The organism is Sphaerochaeta pleomorpha str. Grapes (assembly GCF_000236685.1).
In the GTDB taxonomy this organism is placed as follows: Bacteria; Spirochaetota; Spirochaetia; order Sphaerochaetales; family Sphaerochaetaceae; genus Sphaerochaeta; species Sphaerochaeta pleomorpha.
In genome coordinates this window covers 1686471-1706632 of the sequence record NC_016633.1, presented here as the reverse complement: position 1 = coordinate 1706632, position 20162 = coordinate 1686471, and the positions used below count along the sequence as shown (strand labels likewise).

General features: G+C 44.0%; 17 protein-coding genes and 1 pseudogene. 16 read left to right on the top strand and 2 right to left on the bottom strand.

From position 1 onward, the window contains the following. Positions 1-194 precede the first annotated feature (194 nt). The 6 genes from SPIGRAPES_RS07805 (at position 195) to SPIGRAPES_RS07780 (ending at position 6806) form a co-directional block, all read left to right on the top strand. Positions 195-1487 (top strand): UDP-glucose dehydrogenase family protein, encoded by a 1293-nt coding sequence (locus tag SPIGRAPES_RS07805; RefSeq protein ID WP_014270227.1) that lies wholly within the window; start codon positions 195-197, stop codon positions 1485-1487. 76 nt (positions 1488-1563) lie between these two features. Beyond that, a complete protein-coding gene (locus SPIGRAPES_RS07800; RefSeq protein ID WP_014270226.1) occupies positions 1564-2574 on the top strand; it encodes an NAD-dependent epimerase in 1011 nt (336 codons plus the stop codon). A gap of 366 nt (positions 2575-2940) precedes the next feature. Further along, positions 2941-3747: a LicD family protein gene (locus SPIGRAPES_RS07795; RefSeq protein WP_014270225.1), complete on the top strand. Its 807-nt coding sequence runs from the start codon at positions 2941-2943 to the stop codon at positions 3745-3747. Positions 3748-3757: 10 nt separating this feature from the next. After that, complete coding sequence (locus SPIGRAPES_RS07790; RefSeq protein ID WP_014270224.1) at positions 3758-4480, top strand: IspD/TarI family cytidylyltransferase; 723 nt, start codon at positions 3758-3760, stop codon at positions 4478-4480. A 1-nt stretch (position 4481) separates the two neighbouring features. Beyond that, complete coding sequence (locus tag SPIGRAPES_RS07785; RefSeq protein ID WP_014270223.1) at positions 4482-5555, top strand: NAD-dependent epimerase/dehydratase family protein; 1074 nt, start codon at positions 4482-4484, stop codon at positions 5553-5555. Positions 5556-5702: 147 nt separating this feature from the next. Then, positions 5703-6806, top strand: coding sequence for a glycosyltransferase (locus SPIGRAPES_RS07780; protein WP_014270222.1), 1104 nt, complete (start codon positions 5703-5705; stop codon positions 6804-6806). A 133-nt stretch (positions 6807-6939) separates the two neighbouring features. On the opposite strand, the gene SPIGRAPES_RS17135 is transcribed toward SPIGRAPES_RS07780, so the two are convergent. After that, positions 6940-7197, bottom strand: coding sequence for a hypothetical protein (locus SPIGRAPES_RS17135; RefSeq protein ID WP_172635074.1), 258 nt, complete (start codon positions 7195-7197; stop codon positions 6940-6942). Between the two features lie 10 nt (positions 7198-7207). Between SPIGRAPES_RS17135 and SPIGRAPES_RS16835 the strand changes: the two genes are divergently transcribed. The 4 genes and pseudogenes from SPIGRAPES_RS16835 to SPIGRAPES_RS17575 form a co-directional block, all read left to right on the top strand. Beyond that, positions 7208-9028, top strand: coding sequence for an ATP-grasp fold amidoligase family protein (locus tag SPIGRAPES_RS16835; protein ID WP_172635073.1), 1821 nt, complete (start codon positions 7208-7210; stop codon positions 9026-9028). A 61-nt stretch (positions 9029-9089) separates the two neighbouring features. Continuing rightward, a complete protein-coding gene (locus tag SPIGRAPES_RS07770; RefSeq protein WP_014270220.1) occupies positions 9090-10571 on the top strand; it encodes a lipopolysaccharide biosynthesis protein in 1482 nt (493 codons plus the stop codon). After that, a complete protein-coding gene (locus SPIGRAPES_RS07765) occupies positions 10564-11739 on the top strand; it encodes a CDP-glycerol glycerophosphotransferase family protein (RefSeq protein ID WP_172635072.1) in 1176 nt (391 codons plus the stop codon). The genes SPIGRAPES_RS07770 and SPIGRAPES_RS07765 overlap by 8 nt, the downstream gene beginning before the upstream one ends. A gap of 96 nt (positions 11740-11835) precedes the next feature. Beyond that, positions 11836-12432 (top strand): annotated as a pseudogene (locus tag SPIGRAPES_RS17575) (YidC/Oxa1 family membrane protein insertase); the annotation flags it as partial. Between the two features lie 56 nt (positions 12433-12488). On the opposite strand, the gene SPIGRAPES_RS17340 reads toward SPIGRAPES_RS17575, so the two are convergent. Continuing rightward, the gene (locus SPIGRAPES_RS17340) at positions 12489-12779 is read right to left on the bottom strand and encodes a hypothetical protein (RefSeq protein ID WP_245535487.1); all 291 of its coding nucleotides are present in this window, start codon (positions 12777-12779) and stop codon (positions 12489-12491) included. A 424-nt stretch (positions 12780-13203) separates the two neighbouring features. Between SPIGRAPES_RS17340 and SPIGRAPES_RS17335 the strand changes: the two genes are divergently transcribed. Genes SPIGRAPES_RS17335 through SPIGRAPES_RS07735 form a run of 6 tightly spaced genes read left to right on the top strand, consistent with a single transcriptional unit; the run spans position 13204 to position 20156 of the window. Then, positions 13204-14565 (top strand): sulfatase-like hydrolase/transferase, encoded by a 1362-nt coding sequence (locus SPIGRAPES_RS17335; RefSeq protein ID WP_245535486.1) that lies wholly within the window; start codon positions 13204-13206, stop codon positions 14563-14565. Between the two features lie 14 nt (positions 14566-14579). Next, positions 14580-15806, top strand: coding sequence for a CDP-glycerol glycerophosphotransferase family protein (locus tag SPIGRAPES_RS07755; RefSeq protein ID WP_014270217.1), 1227 nt, complete (start codon positions 14580-14582; stop codon positions 15804-15806). A 44-nt stretch (positions 15807-15850) separates the two neighbouring features. Beyond that, on the top strand, positions 15851-16573 hold the full coding sequence (locus SPIGRAPES_RS17235; protein WP_014270216.1) for a phosphocholine cytidylyltransferase family protein: 723 nt from the start codon (positions 15851-15853) through the stop codon (positions 16571-16573). A 9-nt stretch (positions 16574-16582) separates the two neighbouring features. After that, a complete protein-coding gene (gene aepX, locus SPIGRAPES_RS17230) occupies positions 16583-17881 on the top strand; it encodes a phosphoenolpyruvate mutase (protein ID WP_014270215.1) in 1299 nt (432 codons plus the stop codon). Between the two features lie 11 nt (positions 17882-17892). After that, on the top strand, positions 17893-19035 hold the full coding sequence (aepY, locus tag SPIGRAPES_RS07740; RefSeq protein ID WP_014270214.1) for a phosphonopyruvate decarboxylase: 1143 nt from the start codon (positions 17893-17895) through the stop codon (positions 19033-19035). Then, positions 19032-20156, top strand: coding sequence for a phosphonoacetaldehyde reductase (locus SPIGRAPES_RS07735; protein ID WP_014270213.1), 1125 nt, complete (start codon positions 19032-19034; stop codon positions 20154-20156). The genes aepY and SPIGRAPES_RS07735 overlap by 4 nt, the downstream gene beginning before the upstream one ends. Positions 20157-20162: the final 6 nt, after the last annotated feature.

Below are 20162 nucleotides of genomic sequence, written 5' to 3'. Positions count from 1 at the left end.
GTATTTGACAAAAGCGGTTGATAAATCTGAGTAATCGAAAAGGATAATAAAAGCAGGTCTCTTACCGATGAAAAGCTCTTTCTTTGATTCTCTTCACAATTGAAGCTGACTTATTACTGTTTTTCATGTATCCTAGATATCTGAAAGCCACGCTTGTCTTACCTGGTTTCCAAGTTGAATTTCGGGAGCATGAAATGAACCTAACCATTGCCGGTACCGGCTATGTCGGCCTAGTCGCTGGTGTCTGTTTTGCCCATGTCGGGCATACTGTAACGTGTGTTGATATTGATCAGAAGAAAGTGGAACTGCTACGTAGCGGGGTAAGCCCAATCTATGAGGAAAACCTTGAGGCATTCCTGAAAGAAGGGATTGCTTCCGATTTACTGCATTTCACAACCGATTACCGGTCAGCCTACGCTTCTGCAGAAGCCATTTTCATCGGAGTTGGGACTCCTGAACAGAGCGACGGGTCTGCCAATCTGAAATATGTTGCTACTGTAGCCAGGCAGATAGCCGAGAGCGTCACCCATGACTGTCTGGTTGTGGTAAAGTCCACTGTCCCGGTGGGGACCAACGACAAGGTGGAACAGTTCATAAAAGATTCTTTGATCAACGATGTCTGTGTTGAGGTAGCTTCCAATCCCGAGTTCCTAGCCCAGGGTACTGCAGTCCATGACATGATGCATGCCGCGCGCATTATCATCGGGGTGGAGAGCAAGAACGCGGAGTCTGTCTTGCGTTCTATCTATGCCCCCTTCAATTTGCCCATCGTCGCAGTAAAGCGACGCAGTGCAGAAATGAGCAAGTATGCTGCCAATGACTTCTTGGCCTTGAAAATCTCTTATATGAATGACCTTGCCAATCTCTGTGAGCTGGTAGGGGCTGACATTGAAGATGTTGCCAAGGGAATGGCCTATGATGAACGAATAGGTTCAAGGTTTTTGCAAGCCGGTATCGGATACGGGGGCAGCTGTTTCCCCAAGGATACCAAGGCTCTGGAATACCTTGCCAAGCAACATGGGTACAACCTCAAGACTGTAGGGGCGGCTGTGGCTGTCAATACTTCGCAGAGAACCGTTTTGTTCAAGAAGGCCTGCAACCGTATGATTACCTTCAATGGTATCAAGGTGGCAGTGCTCGGTCTTGCCTTCAAGGCAGGGACAGATGATCTTCGTGAGTCACCGGCTTTGTACAACATCCCCTTGCTCCTTGAGCAAGGAGCTGATATTACCGCCTTCGATCCTGTGGCCGAGGAAAACTGTAAAAAGCAGTTTAACTTTTCTATGACGTATAGCCCGACGGTAGCAGAGACTTTGCAAGGTGCCCAGATTTGCTTCATCTTCACCGACTGGAAAGAGATCAAGGAAACTGCTCCCGAGGAATTCAAACGCCTCATGCGCACTCCCTTGGTCTATGATGGGAGAAATCTTTTCGACCCAGCTGCGATGAAAGCTGCCGGGGTTGAATATTATTCGATAGGGCGATAAAACTACATCCATAGTGATTTTTACCAGGGGAAGAATATATATGTCTTCCCCTTTTTTATAAGAAGGAACCACACCCATGAGACCAGATTTCCAGATGCTCGACCGTTCGAAAACCTATCTGATTACCGGAAGTGCAGGCTTTGTAGGGTTTCACCTCTCTAAGCGCTTGCTTGACCTTGGGTGTACGGTCATCGGGTTTGACAATCTCAACGACTATTATGATGTTTCACTCAAGCAAGCCAGGCTTGATATCCTTTTGTCTGCATCGTCCTCCTTCACCTTTGTAAAGGGAGACTTGGCCGACAAGGTTGCCGTCGATGGTTTGTTTGCTACCTATTCTCCCTCTGTGGTAGTGAACCTCGCAGCCCAGGCAGGGGTGCGCTACAGCATAGACAACCCCTATGCTTATCTGCAGTCGAATCTGGTGGGGTTTTTGAACATCCTGGAAGCGTGCAGGCATAATCCTGTTTCCCATCTTGTCTACGCCTCTTCAAGCAGTGTATATGGCATGAATGACAAGATACCGTTTTCAACTGCAGACAAGGTGGACAGCCCGGTAAGTCTGTATGCGGCGACCAAGAAGTCGAACGAGCTCATGGCTCATTGCTACACCCACCTCTATGGCATCCCTTCTACCGGATTGCGGTTCTTCACGGTCTATGGTCCTTATGGCAGACCCGATATGGCCTACTTTTCCTTTAGCAAAAAAATCATGGAAGGGGAGGCTATCAAGGTATTCAACAACGGGGATATGTACCGCGACTTTACCTACATAGATGACATCGTGAAGGGAATGGAGAACATGTTGTGCAACCCTCCACTTGAAAACGAGCACGGAGACAGATACAAGATCTACAACATAGGGAATAACAAGCCGGAGAAACTGATGTACTTTATCGAGACTCTGGAACAGTGTCTGGGAAAGAAAGCGGTCAAGGAGTATCTCCCCATGCAAATGGGAGATGTGTACCAGACCTATGCAGATGTATCCGACCTTGAAGCTGATTTTGACTTCAAACCGAATACTCCGCTTTCTGATGGGTTGGGTTCCTTTGTCTCTTGGTTCAAGGAATACTACACGCATTAGAAAGCTTTTAAAACATCGTTTTTGCATGAATGCTGACCTGGGTTTACTGAGAACTTGGGTCAGTTTTTTTTGCCTATAAGGTATTGCTGTACAGAGGATACTATTCGTTGATGCATAGGCATGGTGAAATTTCACAAAATATTTCCTATAATTATTAGGTAAAATACATAGCCTGTGATACAACGAAAGGATTGAAATGCCTTTCTTATTGGCTTGATGTATTATTACTTCCCTATGAAAAAAGGGGGGGGAAGGCACTTTGGTTACTGGTTCCCCTCTGTTATGGAATTTTGTATACTTGCGTGATTATAATCTTTGGCAGTTGTTGTTATTGCTTTTGATTTCATTACAAGGAGTTGTATCCCCATGAAAGAACTCGATGCTGGACAGATGAAAGAAATCCAGCTGTCTATACTTAGAGCCCTTGATGCCTTCTGCAAAGAACATGGTATCCAGTATTTTCTCTCAGGGGGAACTTTGCTCGGGGCAATTCGCCATAAAGGGTTCATTCCTTGGGATGATGATATCGATCTGGCTATGCCCCGTCCTGACTATGAGCGATTTCTTGCAGAATTTTCAGATCCTCGCTACAAGGTGTATTCTCTAAAGACTTCGAAAAAATGCCGTTTCCCCTTTGCAAAGGTTTGTGACATTAAGACTTCTGTTATCGAAGGGTCTTATAAAAAGAAAACTGAATTTGGACTGAATATCGACATATTTCCCCTTGATGTTGCACCTGATGATGCTATCATTTTACGAAAAATGATCAAACATTCCCGTTTTTACCAACAACTGTTGAAAGTGAAGTTGTCCAGGCTTTCCTCTCAATGGACCATCCCCCAGAATCTAGTAATAGCCGTTGGACGGGTATTCCTAGCTCCCTTCGGTACAGCTTTCTTTTCCTCCAAGATCGATACTATTGCAAAATCCTATGCTTCTAAAAAGACCCCCTATATGGGCTGTATGGTATGGGGCTACAAGGAACGGGAAATATTGGATACCTCCGTGTTCGCTTCTTCTGTCCCTGTAGAATTCGAGAAGCTTGTTTTCCCCGCTCCTGTGGGCTATCATACATATCTGTCCTCCTTGTATGGGGATTATATGCTATTGCCTCCCGAGGAAAAGAGGATAACCCACCACGACTTTGTCGCGTACTGGAACGAAGAACTATAAGGAACATGGAATGAATATTGCCTTGATTTTTGCTGGTGGAACTGGTACCCGTATGAACAGTAAAACCACCCCTAAACAATTTCTCCCAGTGTTCGGGAAAACCATTATCCAATACACCCTCGAATGTTTTGAGAATCATGAAAAGATAGATGCAATCTGCATTATCTGCATCAAGGAATGGTGCAATTTTGTAGAAGAATTGGTTAAGAAAGAAGGCTTTTCAAAGGTCAGATGGATAGTCCCCGGCGGAAAGACCGCAATGGAATCACAATATATCGGTTTACAGACCGTTTCTTCTTCTTGCGCTGATGATTCTATCGTGTTGTTACACGATGGGGTTCGGCCTCTTTTAGGCCCAGATCTTATCTCTTCTTGTATTCAAAGCACACAAGAGTATGGTTCTGCAATTACCGTTGCCCCGGCAATCGAAACTATCATTGAGACCAATGATAAACAGGAAGTGACCAGAACAATCGATAGGAATCTCTGTTCACTGGCACGGGCACCCCAGTGTTTTTATCTGCACGATATACTCTCTGCCCACAACAATGCCCTTGCTTCGGGAAATTATACCTTCATTGACTCCGCCTCTTTGATGTTGAGCCAAGGCAAGGTATTGCATACTGTCCAAGGTCCTGCCGACAACATAAAGATTACCACTCCCATCGATTACTATATTTTCAGGGCAATCCTGGAAGCCAAGGAGTCTTCCTTGGTCTTCGGGGTGAACTGATATGCCCTCTTTTATATCTACCCAGGAAAAGGCTGACCTTGCTTCGATTGCCGGTTATGCAGATCTTTCTCGCTTGTCTGGTAAAACAATCTTGGTTACCGGTGCAACCGGTTTGATAGGTTCTGCTTTTATCAAGGCCGTAGTGACGTATAACCGGGGGCCTGGGCAACCCATCACGATCATCGGTCTTGTCAGGGACAAGGAAAAAGCCAAGGATCTTTTTGGATCCTTTTATGATGATCCTTTTCTGACTTTTTTACGTCATGATATTCTCACCCCTTTGCATCTTGAAGTGCCGGTACACTTTATTGTCCATGCAGCGTCGATAACTACCTCCTCTTTGTTTGTCTCCCATCCTGTAGAGACAATTGAAACCACAGTCCTTGGTTCTCGAAATCTCTTGGAATTTGCCAAACAACAACAAGTACTTGCTATGGTCTATCTCTCCTCCATGGAAGTGTATGGAAGGGTGGAGGAGTCTGAGCAGCGCACCACCGAGAAGGACCTTGGCTCCATCGACATCCTCAATGTCCGTAGCAGTTACTCGGAAAGCAAGCGGTTGGTTGAATGTATGTGCCATTCCTATTACATAGAATATGGGGTTCCTGTCACTATTGCCCGGCTTGCCCAGACCTTTGGCCCTGGAATCGGGAAACAGGAAAACAGGGTATTTGCCCAGTTTGCCAGAAGTGCCCTTACTGGCAAAGACATCGTACTCCATACTACAGGTCAGTCGGTAGGAAACTACTGTTACCTTAGTGATGCGATCAAGGCAATTGTGACACTTCTATTCCATGGGGCTCCCGGTGACGCTTACACCATCGTGAACGAAGAGACGAGCATGACCATTGCAGAAATGGCTTCGCTTGTAGCCTGTTCTATTGCAAACAATACTATTAAAGTCATCTTCGATATTCCTCCCCAGGATAAAAACCTTGGCTATGCCCCTGATACCAAGCTAAGGCTGAGTTCAGGGAAAATGAATGCCCTGGGATGGCATGCCGAGGTAAACCTTGAACAAGCTTACCAGAGACTGGTGGCCAGTTTGCGAGAGGAAAAGGATTTTATGCAATAGAAGGGCTTGTTGACATTTACTTTGAGGGACTAGAGAATAGTGAAACTTGAGAGGGGGACTGATGAAGGCCCTGCACTCGGAACCTGATAATTATGGTTCCAAGCCTTTTTCAGTCTTTTTTTCGTTAGGGGTGAGTAATTAAAGAAAATGAATGAAAACAACAAAATAGCCATTGTCATTACCGGTATGTCTTTTGGCGGAGCTGAGAGGGTGACCGCCTATTTGTCAAATTACTTTGTTTCCTGTAACAAGGATATCTATCTGATATCTCTGACCAAGACAGAACCGGCCTACCCGCTTGCAGGTTTGGTGCATTATATCCAACTGGACCCCTCTGAGAGCAAAAACCCCTTGGTACGATATCGTGCCCTGATCAAGCAAATAAGAAATACTATCAAGAAAATCCAACCGAGCCTTGTTTTGGGTATGATGTCCTATAGCGGTTCATTGACCGCTTTTGCTTGTGCTGGTTTGAAAATACCGATTCTCTTGTCAGAACGGAATGATCCAAACACCACTCAATCGTTCAGTAATCTGGAAAAGAAAGTTATCAGGTTTGCCTATCATAAGTTTGCTTATCGCGCTGTGTTCCAGACGGAAAGTGCGAAGACCTATTATTACCGGAGAGACAGCTTTCGAGGGGTGGTTATTCCTAACCCGCTGTATTTGGAAGATCTTCCTTCCCCGAACACAGGAATCAACAACACAATGGAGATTATGTCTGCGGGAAGACTTTCAAAACAGAAAAACCAGCAATTGTTGATAAAAGCGTTTTTTTTGGTCCATGAAAAACATCCACAGTGTACTTTGACGATCTACGGTGAGGGCGATCAACGTATGCAGCTGGAACAGTTAATTTCCTCATTGCATCTGGAATCTTCTGTATCCTTGCCAGGAATTGAGTCCTCAATTTTTCCCAAGCTTCAGAAAGCCCATATGTTTGTAATGTCCTCCAATTTCGAAGGGATGCCCAATGCCTTGATTGAAGCTATGGCGATGGGGCTTCCTGTCGTTACTACCGATTACAGTGAAGGTCGGGGGACTTTGGTGATTAACAACAAGAATGGTCTTGTAGTTCCCCGCTTTAATGAGAAAGCCTTGGCTGAAGCCATGCTTTTCATAATTGAGAATCCAAAACTTGCTTTCGAAATGAGTCGCAATGCTCTTTGTGTACGGAATGAATTGGATAGCAGACAGATATGTAAAAAATGGTTGGATACCATAGAGGAAACAATTACCGCCTACAAGTAGGAAGAAGGAAAGATGAGTAAATAAAATGATTCTTCCTTGAAGCAATACTGGAATATTGCGATAATGAACAAATTATTGGGGCCTGTTCACATCGAAGCAGAATGTGGGAGAGATTAATGAATTCAATTTACAATCACAAAGTATTTGATACTTTTTGTGATATATCCCTTTTGGTTTTTCTCAGTATCCTTATGGCTTTTGGTCTTAACAACCACAAGGTATTTCTACCTGTAGAGATATTGTTTATCCTGGTTTTTGGAATCAGATTTCTAGTTTTAAAATCTAAACTCACCACCTTCGCTTTTTGGAGCCTGGGGTTTATTGCTCTTTCTTTCTGTTCCCTATTGTACGCAACTAGCAGTTCTCTTGCATTGGATGGGGCAATTTCCATACTTCAGGTAATGATTTTTGCCAATTTGCTTATTGCCTATATACTCGAGTCAGAGAGAAACTATAGATTTTTTCTGAATTGTTTATTTTTTGCAACTTTTGTGGTAGTTGTCCGCTTGGTTATAAAAACTCCATTTCAGGATTTTGTAACAAGACGCTTGGGTGAGACTATAGCTATTAATGCAAATACTGTTGGCTATTTGTTCTCTATGACTGGCTTGGTAGCGCTATATCGTTTTCTTGATGCCAAAAAATGGTATTTTGGAATCATCTTCATTGCCTTCAGTTTTCTGAGTCTTTTCTCAGGTTCCGGGAAAATGATAGCAATACTTATCATTGGCAGTGTGCTTCTGTTTTTTCTTACCCGAAAAAATCTCCAGCGTTCCTTTTTATCGTTTGGAATTGTAGCTTTTCTAATCATTTCTGTATTGTACCTATCCATGAAATGGGAACCCCTATACAGAATTTGCGGACGTCAGATAGAAACCTTTTTCGTCTATCCTACTGAGGGGCAATCGGGCAGTAGCACTTCGATCAGGATGGAGATGATGGTTCGCGGCTGGGAAATGTTTAAAGAGAAACCTTTCTTTGGTTGGGGATATGGGGCTTTTACCAATGTCGGTGGCTTCAGTGTCTATGCCCATAATAATTACATCGAATTGCTTGTTTCCTTGGGTATTGTTGGCACCCTCTGGTATTATTTGCTTCCTCTTTTGCTTTTGGCGAAAGGCTTGAAAATGTTTTTTATGAGAAGGATGCAGAATGGAACGATTCTATCTGTAACGCTTCTTCTTGTCATGTTAGTCGACAACCTAGGAAGGGTTACATTCAATGAGGAGTTGCCAACAATACTGCTTGCATTATGTTATGTTGGTGTAGCCAGAAGGGATGCAAACTCAGGTAAAAGCCTCGAGCATATTTTCAGAAAGGCGAAGGAATGGGTCAGTAGTCCGCGTCTTTTGGTATTGCATATGCTAAAATGGAAAGTTGCCCGGCTACTTTCTGATAAAACCTTTGTAACCATAAAATATCGTATGTCGCTTAAAAAGAAGCTGGACCTTAAAAATCCAAAGACGTATAACGAGAAACTCCAGTGGCTGAAGCTCTATGATAGAAAAGAGATGTATACAAAGCTTGTCGACAAATATGAGGTAAGGGAACATATAGCCAATACGATTGGCTCTGAATACCTTATCCCTCTTATTGGGGTCTATGACAAAGTTGACGATATTGATTTTGATTCACTTCCCGATGCTTTTGTGTTGAAACCTACCCAGACTTCTGGGGATGTAATCATCTGTAGGGACAAAGCAAAGTTGAACAGGGATGCTGCCATAGGTGAGATGCATGCTTGGATGGGGAAAAACTACTATTGGTATGATAGGGAATGGCCTTATAAAGATGTGAAGCCAAGAATTGTATGTGAACAGCTAATCGAAACTTCTGATGGAAACCCTCCTAGGGATTATAAAATATTTTGTTTTGACGGGATACCCAAATTTGCTTTTGTAGCTTCGGATAGAGGGAAAACCACAAAATTTGACTATTTTGACGTTGATTGGAACAGAATTCCCCTTATTCAGCATTATCCAAATAGCACCTATGATATTCCCAAACCTCAACAGTGGGAAAAAATGCTTTCCCTTGCAAGGGTTTTGTCTGCAGGGATGCCCCACGTACGTGTCGATTTCTATATTGATGCAAATGACACGATCCTTTTTGGTGAATTGACATTTTTCCATTTTTCAGGGTTTGTAGAATTTGAACCTGAACAATACGACTTGCTTCTTGGAAGTTGGTTGGCATTGCCAGAAAGAATGACCAATAAATGAATTCCTTGAGAGTCTGTCTTGCTAAAGAGAGCTTTTCGATTGAACTGAGGGATACTATTGCATGACAAATAAAAAGGTTCTTAAAAACTCACTCATCTATACATTTAACAATATTTTGTTGAAAGCCTTCAACTTCTTATTGTTGCCTCTGTATACCGTTTTTCTCACTACGACTGACTATGGTGTTATTAACCTGCTGTCGAGTTTTTCTGCGGTTTCCACCTATATCATTGCCTTTAGCCTATACTCGGCAGTTATAAGGTTTTATGCGGATTATAAGCATGACCTTGAAAAAGTCAGGACTTTTTTCGGAACGGTGATTTGCTTTGTGTTCCTGTCGGGCTGTGTGTTTTTTATCCTGGCTCTATTGCTTAAGAATGTATTGGCAAAATTCTTGTTCCAGGGAGTTGATTTCTACCCTTCAGTGCTCATGGCGCTGATAGCCTTGGTCTTCACCAGTCTTTATACGATTTATCAAGACATTTTGAAGGGAATGCAGGAAGCAAGGAAATCTGCAATGGTCAGTATTTCCTATTTCTTTCTGCAGGTAATATTAAATATCTTGTTCGTCGCTTTCTTTAGCTGGGGGGCAAACGGAGTATTGCTCTCTTTGGTAATAAGCAGCTCCCTTGCATGTATCTGGATGCTTTTTGATTTGAAGCGGCTTCATCTCATTCGGTTTTGCCTCGACAAGACAATTTTAAAAGAAACTCTCAGTTATTCCATTCCGATAATTCCCCATAACCTATCGACCCAGATTGCCCAGTTTGTTTCCAAGGTCTTTATCAATGGAACTTCGTCTTTGGCTTCTGTCGGTTTGTTTAGCCTTGCAAGCCGTTTTGGTTCCTTGGCCGATTTGGTGCAAAGCTCTGTCAACGCGGCTTTTCAACCATGGTTCTACGACCAGATGAATAAAAAAGGTTTCGACAGAAAACAAATAGTTGATTTATCCAGTGTCTTGGTTTGGTTTTATAGTTTCTTATTCCTTTGCGTAGGTCTTTTTTGTCAGGAGTTGATTGTGCTCATGGCAAGCTCACAATATGAAGAATCCTGGAAACTGGTTCCGCTGATTGTTATCACGTTTTCCCTGAAGACCCCTTATTATTTTTATATAAATATTCTCTTTTATTATAAAAAGGCATCAAAATATATATTCACGGCAACGGTAACCAGTAGCCTGGTTAATGTAGCCTTATCATACTTTTTAATTCAAAAATATGGGATGTACGGGTCCGTTGCAGCTGATGCCATTGCGATGGTTATCAGGGTTGGTATTGTTGTCTGGATTTCCAATAAGTTTGATAAAATAGGGTACAATATTGGCCATTTTATTGGATTGTCATTGCTTACGGTGTTGTTTCTTGTAACTGGTCTCTATTTTAGTTATACACGGTATGCAAATGTAATTTCATTTGGCAATATTGTCTACAAGGCTGTTGTTCTTTTGGTTTTTCTCAGCATTGTCTATCTGGCAAACCGAGGATCGATACAAGATGCATTTGCAGTACTTCGTAAGAAGAAAGCGAGAAAAGGCAATGTTTAATTCAATAAAATTAAAACTTGGTTTAATGCATCTCGTTCATGCAATGCTTCCCCTAAATCCCCGTAAAGTGGTGTTTTGCAGTTTTTCTGGCGGTTCCTATTCTGACAACCCAAAGGCAATATCGGAACACTTGCATGTCATGGATCCTTCCATAGAACAAATTTGGCTATTCAACAACCCTGAACAGAAACGAACGTTGGTTCCTTCCTATCTAAAGATTGCAAAACGATGGAGTTTACGTGCTGTCTATGAGCTTGCTACGGCACGGATCTGGGTATTTAACGATACTCAGCCCTATTGGGCCTATAAAGGGAAGAACCAGATATATATCCAGACGTGGCACGGTGACAGAGGCTTCAAGAAGATTTTGAATGACTGTAATCCCCGTTCAAAGAAGAATCAATTACCCGAAACAACTACGTGTGATTTAACTTTGGCCGGGTCTGATTTTGCTGAGTCTGTTTTCCGATCGGCATTCAGGTATACTGGTGAGATATTAAAGACTGGTACTCCACGGAATGACAAATTAGTCCACATTGATAAGGAATCAGTGAACCAGACAAAACGTATGCTTTCATTCGATCCAGAGGTAAAATATATTCTCTATGCTCCTACCTTGAGGCGAAAGGCCACCCATTCAAAGGAGAATCAAGAAGTCCAAGAATTTGATATGATTGCAGTTCTCGATGCTCTTGAACATTCCACAGGAGTGAAATGGAACATGTTGGTTCGTGCCCATAACAAAGTAATTGGTTTGGGTGGAATACCGGAATCTACGAGAATCATCAATGTATCTTCCCATGAGGATATGGCAGACCTGTTGCAAATTGCTGATATCCTTATAACTGATTATTCTTCAAGTGCCGGGGATTTTGCCCTCACCAAGCGTCCTCTGATTCTCTTTCAAGATGACAGGGAAAGCTACCTTGCACATGACAGGGCTTTCTATTTCGATTTGGATAATTCACCCTTTTGGATTGCCCAGACGCAAGCAGAACTAATTTCAATTCTTAAGGATCTTCCGCATCGTGATAGCAAGGAAAATTGTGAACAGATACTCGATTTCTATAAAACTCGGGAAACAGGACAGGCAAGTGAAGATGTCTGTAGGTTTATTGTGAGAAAATTAGACTACTATAGCATTGGAAGTTCCCAGGTTAGTAATTAACTCACCCTAGAAATTTGAACTATGTTATAGTGTTGTTAAAGTTTAAGTTATGGTTTCCGAAAATATTTTTATATGGGCCTTTGGAGTGATTTTTAAATGGGTGCTTTTATTTATAATATAGTAGTTTATCCTTTAGAGTTATTGGTTGAATTAATTTATGTTTTCTTTTTAAAAAGCTTTGATAATAGCGGGATTGCGATAGCTGGGATTAGTATCGTTATTAGTCTTCTTGCCTTACCTCTGTATAATATTGCCGATTCCCTCCAGAGGAGAGAACGGGATATCCGTATAAAGCTGAAACCTGGTATTGATCGGATCAAGGCTGTATTCAAAGGTGATGAGCAGTACATGATTCTCTCTACCTACTATAGGCAGAATCATTATCATCCTGCATATGCTCTCCGAAGCTCCATCAGTTTGATGATTCAGGTCCCTTTTTTTATTGCAGCCTATCATTTCCTATCCAATCTTTCCCAGTTGCAAGGCCAGAGCTTCTTTTTTCTTTCAGACTTAGGACAACCAGACAGACTTCTTACTATCGGTGGCATTTCTTTCAATGTCCTGCCGATATTGATGACCGCTATCAATGTAATTGCCGGAATTATTTATAGCAAAGGATTTCCCCTGCGGGATAAAGTACAGCTGTATGGTATGGCTGGCTTGTTTATGATCCTGCTCTATAATTCCCCTGCAGGGTTGGTCTATTACTGGACTTTGAATAATATTTTCTCGCTGGTAAAGAATTGTTTCTATAGGTTGAAGAGTCCTCTCAAGGCCTTATATGGTTGTGCTGTTTTTGCATCTATTGGAATAACTGTCGCAATTAGTATTGCACACCCCTCCTTATCTTTTGCCAATAGAATAGTACTTATCGGAGGGTGTATCGCAATACTTATTATCCCTTTGTTTCTCCGTTTCATTGATTTTATGTATATTACGTTTCTTGCTAGCCTTGCAGAGAATCGTAAAGGAAGGAATCTCCTGTTTGTTCTTTCTTGTCTTATTCTTTGGGCCCTTTGTGGGCTTTTAATTCCTTCCAACCTTATTTCATCTTCAACTATTGAATTCTCATTTCTCGGTAATGTGGAAAACCCTTTGTCCTATGTGTATTCAACTGCTATCATTTTCTTTGGAATCTGTTGTGTTTGGCCTTCAGCCATCTATGCGTTAGCTTCGAAGAAAGCAAAAGCCATAATTGCATATCTGTTTGCGTGCTTATCCCTCGTATCGCTTTTCAATGTGTTTTTGTTCAGAGGGAATTATGGGACTGTAAGTACTCATCTTGAGTTTGAGAATCCTACAGTATTGACCCCGTCTCTCTCTCTTATAGTAATTCCTTTTTTGGTGGGAGTGATATGTTTTATCATATGTGGGGTGCTTGTAAAGCAACGACGGTATAAAATCCTCTCTGGTTTGTTCCTCATTCTTTCCATCACCACTTTAGCTGCAAGTATGTTGAATACTATGACCATTCAGAAGGAATTTACGGAACACAAACAGAATGTGTTGGAAAATCAAGCAAAAGGAAGTGATGTAGAGGGATTGAAACCTGTTTTTCATCTTTCAAAAGAAGGAAAGAACGTAGTAGTTCTCTTCCTTGATCGCGCTATTAATGCTTATTTCCCCTATGCCCTTGAACAAATTCCAGAATTGAGAGAACAGCTGGATGGATTTGTTTATTACCCGAATACTGTATCCTTTGGTACTGATACTTTATATGGGGCCCCTGCAATGATGGGAGGCTATGAGTATACCCCAGGAGAAATCAATAAACGGGATAACGAAAAACTTGTAGATAAACATAATGAGGCTACCCTCGTTTTGCCTAAGCTTTTTCTCGATGCAGGATATTCTGTCACCGTAACTGATCCTCCATTCTGTAATTATAAGTGGGAAGGTGATTATACTCCTTTCAAGCCATATCCTGAAATTAAGGTAATGAATATTCAAGGAAAATATGCTGTCCAATATAAGAAAGATTTCAGTGACGTCTTGGATTGGAATACAAATGCTGAAAGCAAAATCATAAAAAAGCGTCTTCCTATGTTTTCCCTGATGAAGGCCCTGGCACCTTTGCTTAGAAAAACGATATATGATACTGGCAGATATTTCTTAGTGGATGAAAATTCGCAAGATATTGATATTTTTTTAAATTCATATTCGACTCTTTATTATCTGGATTCCATTACTGATTATACAGCCGAAGGAAACACCTATACATTTATAGATAATCAAACAGCTCATAGCCCGGTCTTCTTACAGGCTCCGGAGTATGAACCACGAAGTAGGGTAACAGATATCTCTACTCCTTTTGATGAAATGACTAGGCTTAGTGAAAAAGATATTGCCACCTACCATGTCTATGTTGCTGCCCTCAAGCGTATTGGCATATGGCTTGAAAAATTAAAAAAAGACGGGATGTATGATAATACTCGTATTTTTATCGTTGCGGACCACGGCAAGGATTTATTCAACCCGCTATTTAAAGATTTCGATAATGCCATGAACGACTATAGTAGGTATAACCCCTTGCTTCTCGTTAAGGATTTCAATTCAAAAGATAGACTAAGGACAGATTCCACTTTTATGACCAATGCTGACCTTCCTCAGCTCGCCATTGAAAATCTAGAAGTTTCGAAAGTGAACCCATTTACGGGAAAGAACCTTCTAGAAAGTGTCCAGAAGCAAAAGGTCCAGGTTTATACCGGTTCCTGGGATCCCAAGAAAAACCTTGGAACCCAATTTTCCTTTGATTATTCAAGAAGTTTTACGGTTCATGATGACATCTCCATTGAAACTAATTGGAGTCCTATTATCGTTAAGTAAGGTGGTTTTTACATATGTTGCTGTTGTATATAGATCCCGGAACGGGAAGTATGTTGTTCTCTATCATCATTGGTTTAGTTACCATGCTCTATTTTGTTGCCAAGGCAGCGCTGATAAAGGTCAAATTTTTTCTCACCGGAGGAAAGGCTGTTGCTTCAAATAAGAATAGGTATCCTTTTGTTATCTACTCTGAGAGTGAGCGATACTGGAGTGTTTTCAAACCTATCCTTGACGCCTTCGAGAAGAGACAAATTTCTGTCATGTATTTTACATCAGCTGAGAAAGACCCGTTCTTTTCGAACCCATATTCCTATATAAACGGTGAATTTATCGGGGAAGGGAATAAGGCTTTCACTCGTCTGAACTTTCTTGAGGCTGATATCTGCCTTATGACCACCCCAGGCCTTGATGTCTACCAGCTTAAGAGATCAAGGGGGGTCAAACATTATGCCCATGTTCTCCATTCTGTGGCCGATGCTACTTCATATAGACTCTTCGGATTGGATTATTTTGATTCAGTATTTCTTTCAGGTACATATCAAGAAGCCCATATTCGCATTTTAGAAGAGCAACGGGGAATAGCGAAAAAAGAACTTGTTGTGGTCGGATGCACGTATTTGGATATGCTCAATCAACAACTTTCTACCTTTGAGCCAGATGAGAACCACTTATTTACCGTTCTTGTAGCTCCTTCTTGGGGAAGTAATGGGATTCTGAGTAAATATGGAGAGCGTTTGCTTGATCCACTTGTGGAGACCGGTTTCCAAATTATTGTACGTCCTCATCCTCAATCTATACAATCAGAGAAAGCTGTTTTAGAGAGATTGCAGAGACGGTATGCGTCAAGTAGTAATCTTGAGTGGAATTATTCTAGGGAAAATATTGGAACACTTTTTCGATCTGATATCATGATTTCAGATTTCTCAGGGGTCATTTTTGATTACTCTTTCTTATTAGATCGTCCATTTTTGTATGTCAATGCGAATTTTGATGATCGGCCTTATGATGGGGGAAGTATAGATGAAGAGCCTTGGAAGTTTAAGATTTTGCCAGAGATTGGCGTTGAGCTGATAGAGAGCAGTTTTCCTACTATCAAAGAGGTGTTACTTGATACTGTGCAAAATGAGACTCTTACCAAAAACCGACTGCAAGCAAAGGAAACTGCTTGGCAGTTTCGCGGACATAGTGGAGAAAAGATTGTTGACTATCTAGCAGCAAAACAAAAAGAACTGGGGTTGTGAATGCGAATCGAAAATGAATTTTTCAATGGGGGTGTCTTTTAGCAATGCAAGCAATTATATTGAATTCAGGCAAAGGCTCGCGCCTGAAGGAACTGACAACCAGCAATCCAAAATGCCTTGTTGCCTTGGACTCTGGGAACACCCTCCTGTCAAGGCAGATTGACCGCCTGGCTGAGTGCGGGATAACCGATATTATCATCACGACAGGATATCTCGAAGGCAAGATAAAGCAATACCTGCAGGACAAGTATCCTTCAATGGCCATCAGGTTTGTCTATAACGAGGAATACGATACCACGAATTACATAGTATCACTGGATAAGCTTTGTAGCATGGTTTTCCCATCAGATATCCTTCTGATGCACGGGGACCTGTTGTTCTCGGGTGAGGTTCTTCAGTCTGTCATGGAGGCTCCCAAGAGTACGGTGGTCGTCGATTCCCTTGCCCCTATTCCCGAGAAGGATTTCAAGGCCAGGATAGGTGACGATGGGCTGGTGAAGCAGATAGGCATCGATGTGTTCGGGGATGGTTGCCTTGCATGCCAGCCTCTGTATAAGCTTCTCGGTACCGATTGGGCTGCCTGGCAGGGGGCGATACATTCTTTCTGCCTTGGGGGACAGACCAATGTATATGCAGAGAATGCCCTCAATTCGATACTGGGAAGGGTTCAGTTGGGAACCTATGATGCAAAAGGTTTGCTGTGCATGGAAGTGGACAACCAGGAGGACCTGGCCAGGGCCAGGGGACTTCTTGGGTTCAAGGTATAGGATATAAAGATGAAGAAAGTATATGTAGCGATGAGTGCCGACATCATCCATGTTGGACATGTCAACTTGCTGAACAAGGCAAGCGAACTCGGGGAACTGTATGTGGGGGTCCTTACCGACGAAGCTATCGCCGAATACAAACGCTATCCGCTGATGCCCTTAGAGCAGCGTATGGGGATTATAGGGTCTCTTAAGGGTGTTGACCATGTCCTGGTCCAGGAAACGCTGGACTATGAGAAGAACCTGAGGGAGGTCAAACCCGACTACGTGGTGCACGGGGATGACTGGAGGACCGGGGTCCAGAGCACGATGCGGGAAAAAGTCATCGCCCTGCTCGGTGAATGGGGCGGGGAACTGGTGGAATACCCCTATACTGCAGGGGTGAGTATTGAGCAGCTGAGGGGCAAGATTGACTCCCAAGGTGTCCTGCCCGAAACCAGGCGGAGCCGTCTTTCCAACCTGTTGAGGATCAAGAAGGTTGTCAGAGTGCTTGAGGCCCACAACGGGCTTTCCGGCCTCATCGTGGAGAATACGCGGGTTGTCAAGGGAGACAGGCTGGAAGGGTTCGATGCCATGTGGGTTTCCTCTCTCTGCGACTCAACGGCCAAGGGTAAGCCGGACATCGAGCTAGTCGACATGTCCTCCCGCCTCGATACCATCAACCAGATCATGGAAGTGACGACCAAGCCCATCATCCTTGACGGCGATACCGGCGGATTGCTCGAGCATTTCGTGTTCAACGTGAAGACGCTGGAGCGCATCGGGGTGTCCGCTGTCATTATTGAGGACAAGATAGGGCTCAAGAGGAATTCCCTGTTCGGTAACGAGGTTGCCCAGCAACAGGATTCCATAGAGAATTTCTGCCGGAAGATAACCGCGGGCAAACAGGCCCAGCAGACGAAGGATTTCATGATCATTGCCCGTATCGAGAGCCTGATCCTCGAACAGGGGATGGAGGACGCCTTGAAACGGGCGGGTGCCTACGTCCGTGCAGGTGCCGACGCGGTTATGATCCATAGCCGGAAGAAAGACCCTGCGGAGATATTCGAGTTCTGCGATACCTTTGGGATGCAATTCCCCCATGTCCCCATAGTGGTTGTTCCCTCTTCTTTCAATAGCGTCTACGAGGAAGAGCTGGCCAAACATAACGTACGCGTGGTCATCTATGCCAACCATCTCATCCGTAGTGCCTTTCCTGCAATGCAGCGTACCGCCCAGTTGATACTGGAAAACGGAAGGTGCAAGGAAGCGAGCGAGAACTGTATGTCGATCAAGGATATCATCACATTGATACCCGGTGCAGAATAGGAGCATTTGTCATGTTGGACCCATCCCTTTTTTTGGATTATCTTGAAACAATCAATGTAGGTTTCGTTACGGGAGTCCCCGATTCCCTCTTGAAGAGCTTCTGTGAGGAAGTCTATGGGCGCTATGGGGTGAACTCGAAGCGGCACATCGTCTCCGTGAACGAAGGCAATGCCGTGGGCCTGGCAGCCGGCTACCACCTGGCAACCGGTAAGGTTCCCCTTGTCTACCTGCAGAACAGCGGGCTTGGCAATGCGGTGAACCCTGCCACCTCCCTCACAGACCCAGCCGTGTACGGGATCCCTGTCATATACCTGGTGGGATGGAGGGGTGAGCCTGGGGTTCATGACGAGCCCCAGCATGTAAAGCAGGGGGAGATAACCGAGCAGTTGCTGTCTGTCCTGGGTATAGAACATATGGTCGTAAGCAAGGAAACCACCCTTGAAGATATCATAAACCAGTTCTCAAAAACATTTTCCTCTTCCCTGTCACAAGGGAAAAGCGTAGCTTTGGTAGTCCGTAAGGGTGCATTCCAGAAAGGAAGCGGTACCTTTGAGGGGCATGACGAGGAACTTGGGAGGGAGGAAGCCATCGGGCTGCTGGCCGAGAGGATGGGGACTGACGATTTTGTCATCTCCACCACCGGTAAGATATCGCGGGAGCTGTTCGAGTATTGCAAGAAAAACAAACCGGAAAACTCCTCGCATAATTTTTTGACCGTAGGGTCCATGGGTCATGCAAGTGCCATTGCGCTTTCAGTTGCCCTGCAGGAAAGTGAAAAGACCGTGTGGTGCCTTGACGGGGACGGGGCTGCACTCATGCATATGGGTGGGCTGGCTACCATCGGGACGATGAAACCGGAAAACCTCATCCACGTGGTGCTGAACAACGAGGCCCACGAATCGGTCGGGGGAATGCCCACCGTTGCAGGAAAGGTTGACCTCGAAACCATTGCGAAAGCCTGTGGATATGCAAGTGCCGTAACCTTGAAAACGAGGGCAGACCTGGAAGTCCTGCTAGCCTCAGGTCTCGGCGCCATTGCGAAACCTGCCCTCATTCAGGTACTCGTGAGCACCGGTGCCCGGGAGGACCTTATGCGCCCCGATACCACACCCCTGCAGAACAAGGAAGCTTTCATGGGAGCCTTGAGGGTATGAGCGCCCAGACTATCCTTGTAGGCGACCCTTCTTGCCTGAAACTCAAAACCGTATTGGAAGGATACCGTTGCAAGCATTTTTTGCTGGTATGCGGTTCCTCGTTCAATTCCCTGGCAATTGCCAGGCACTTTGGGGACCTGGGAATCCCTTATTCGGTATTCAGTTCCTTCGGGCCGAACCCGCGTTATGAGGATGTCTGCAAGGGAGTCGATTTCTTTTGCAAGGAAGGATGCGACTGTATCGTTGCCGTGGGAGGGGGGAGCAGTATCGATGTGGCCAAGTGCATCAAGCTTTTCAGTTCCATGGAGTCAGGTTCGCTGTATCTGAGGCAGGAGTACAAGGAAAACAAGGTTCCCCTGATTGCCTTGCCAACAACAGCGGGGACGGGGAGCGAATCAACCAGGTACGCGGTAATCTATTACAAGGGTGAGAAACAGTCGGTCACCCATGACAGCCTGGTTCCCTCCTATGCAATCCTTGAACCGAGCGTTTTGGATGGATTGCCACCTTACCAGAAGAAATGTACTATGCTCGACGCCCTCTGCCAGGCAATCGAATCGTGGTGGTCGGTGAATTCCACGCCCGTGAGCAGGGAATATTCCCAACAGGCCGTAGCCTTGTTCCTAGAACACTACAACCAGTACCTGCTCAATACGCCGCAAGCCAACGAAGGGATGTTGCTTGCCTCCAACTGGGCGGGGAGGGCGATAAACATAACGCAGACTACGGCCCCCCATGCGATGAGCTACAAGCTGACGTCGGTTTTCAAGATCCCCCACGGGCATGCTGTTGCAATCTGTTTGCCTTTGGTCTGGGGGTATATGGTTAATAATCTGGACAAATGCGTCGACAAAAGGGGACAGGAATATCTCAATGCGATATTCGAAGATATTTCCCGGATGCTTTGCAATGGGACTCCCCACGAGGCAATTTCCTGGTTCCAATCCCTATTGGAGAAGCTGGATATCCAATGCCCTCAGTCGAAGGACAGCAAGGTCCTTGAAATGTTGGTGGATTCGGTAAACCTGGAACGCTTGAAAAACTCCCCGGTCTTACTCGATTCTGTTGGGTTGGCGCATATATATGGCAAAATTATCATTCAGGAAAAATACGAAACCTAACCAGCT